Genomic DNA, 1,960 nt, shown 5'->3' with positions numbered 1-1,960 from the left:
GCAAGGGCTACATCGGCATCAAAGCCTTCGTCTTTTTCGGCGGACGTGTCTTCAAACACCCCCTCCAAAAACGTGATCTTTTTCAGTTGCAGCGCTTCTGTCAGCGAAAACGACACGCGCCCATCCCACGTCAGCGCCAAGCGCGTGGGCAGTTTGCCGCCTTCCACATGGTGCTTGACCTCGTCGGTGTCCAGCGGGTGGCGCACGTAGCGCACCACCGACTTGGATTCATCAGCCGCCTTCAGCTCGCACTCGCGGTCCACACTGAAAGCTGCAGGCGACTCTTGGGTCATCAGCCAAGAAGCCATGGCTGACTGAGGCGACATTTGGGTGTTAATCAAAGTCAGGCTCAGGCCTGCGAATGACTTGACCAGCATGGTCACCACTTCGTCAGCCTTGGCTTGGCTGCCGGCGTCCATCACCATCAGATTGGTGGCGGGGTCGATCCACACCAGCACCGCTGATTCTTTGCTAAAGGCCATGGGCATCAAAGACATCTTCACGTCTTCTTTGATTTCCTTCATCTCTTTCTTGCCAGGTTTGCGGCCCTCAGTCATCTCAATCTGAGCGCTGCGTTCTTTGGCCTTGCGCATAACCACCGAGCCGGGCACGCCCTTGGTCTCGATCTTGAGCTTCAGCATGCGCTGTCCGTTCACAGCCTCGACCAACGGACCATGCGCCTCACCGCGCGGCTCGACCCATCCAATCGCCTTGTCTTGGCTTGCGCCGCAAGGCACAAAACGTTCGGCATCCAGCGCCTGCTCAATTTGCTCAAGACTAGGGCTCCAGCCCTCGCCGATTCGATACACCATCACATTTTTGAACACGAATCGCCTTTAGTTTTTAGCTCTTGCTGCCATAAAAAAAGCCAACGTCAAGAGTTGGCTTTGGTAGTTAGTTTCATTTTAGCTTGTGGCCCTCGCCATGAATGACGACGAAAATAACGAGAACTGGAGAACATGGATGAGCATCAATTCCCTTTGCACACTGGCGTTTTTTTTAGGCCTGCTAGCCGCCCTCCCCACCCACGCCCAACAAGGCGATTGCGGTTTTATTCAAAACCCAGACCGTCAAGCCTATTGCCGTGCCATTAGCGGGGGCGGCTCTAGCCACTGTGGGTTTATTCGCGAGGGTGACCTGCAAGCTCGCTGTCGCGCCGAGACGGGCGGTGGCAGCGGCCAATGCGGCTTTATCCGTGACCACGATATGCAGGCCGCTTGCAGGGCCAGTGCAGACCGCGCCAACACGTCGTCATCTTCTGGTAGCTCGGGCCAATGCGGGTTCATTCAAAACCCTGACAAGCAAGCGTATTGCCGCGCCACATCTGGCGGGGGTAGCGGCCAGTGTGGGTTTATCCGCGACAGCGATCTACAAGCCATGTGCCGAGCTGAAACGGGCGGCGGCAGCGGCCAATGCGGCTTTATCCGCGACCACGACATGCAGGCAGCTTGTAGGGCCAAAACACGTTAATGCGGCCAAACGCCTCGCTTTTAACCTATGCCCGCGTGTCCACGAAATGCATGCCGTTGGTGAAATAGGGGTGCGAAGCCTGTTCGGTCTTGGGTGCTACCGCATGAAGCGGCGTGGCGTTGATGAACTTGGCTTTGATCTCACGCACCAGTTGCTGGGCTAGATACGTGCCACCCGCTTCCAGCGCTTTGGACAATCGCACAAAGTGTGCATCCGTTGCAAGTGAGTGGTCGAAATTCAACAAAGTCTTGAGGGCGAGCTTGGATGCCTCTAAATTGCCGTGCTCAACCGCATCAAACAGCGCCAATAATTTTTGACGCCGTTGGTGCTGTCGGTCTTGGGGCGTGTTGCCGCTCCCGCTGTAGGCACTCGGGCGGCCACTCACTCGTAACAGGTTGGCATTTTCCATACAAAGCTCCTTCAAGATTTGTTTCAAGTCATTCGAGATGTTCCTTATGAATAGCAATCGGATTGGCGAACCAATCGTTTA

The 1,960-nt window shown here is 55.7% G+C and carries 3 protein-coding genes; 1 reads left to right on the top strand and 2 read right to left on the bottom strand.

Features of this window, described 5'->3' with window-relative positions:
- Positions 1–812: recombination-associated protein RdgC (locus ABWP81_RS11570; protein WP_353141919.1), on the bottom strand; the 812-nt coding region annotated here is incomplete at its 3' end.
- Between the two features lie 151 nt (positions 813–963).
- On the opposite strand from ABWP81_RS11570, the gene ABWP81_RS11565 reads away from it, so the two are divergent.
- Positions 964–1,470: a hypothetical protein gene (locus tag ABWP81_RS11565; RefSeq protein WP_353141917.1), complete on the top strand. Its 507-nt coding sequence runs from the start codon at positions 964–966 to the stop codon at positions 1,468–1,470.
- Positions 1,471–1,495: 25 nt separating this feature from the next.
- On the opposite strand, the gene ABWP81_RS11560 is transcribed toward ABWP81_RS11565, so the two are convergent.
- The gene (locus tag ABWP81_RS11560; protein WP_353135854.1) at positions 1,496–1,879 is read right to left on the bottom strand and encodes a hypothetical protein; all 384 of its coding nucleotides are present in this window, start codon (positions 1,877–1,879) and stop codon (positions 1,496–1,498) included.
- Between the last annotated feature and the right edge of the window lie 81 nt (positions 1,880–1,960).

The organism is Limnohabitans sp., from assembly GCF_040401135.1.
GTDB lineage: Bacteria > Pseudomonadota > Gammaproteobacteria > Burkholderiales > Burkholderiaceae_C > Limnohabitans.
The sequence above is the reverse complement of the archived record's forward strand: the minus strand, read 5'-3'. Positions and strand labels throughout refer to the sequence as shown.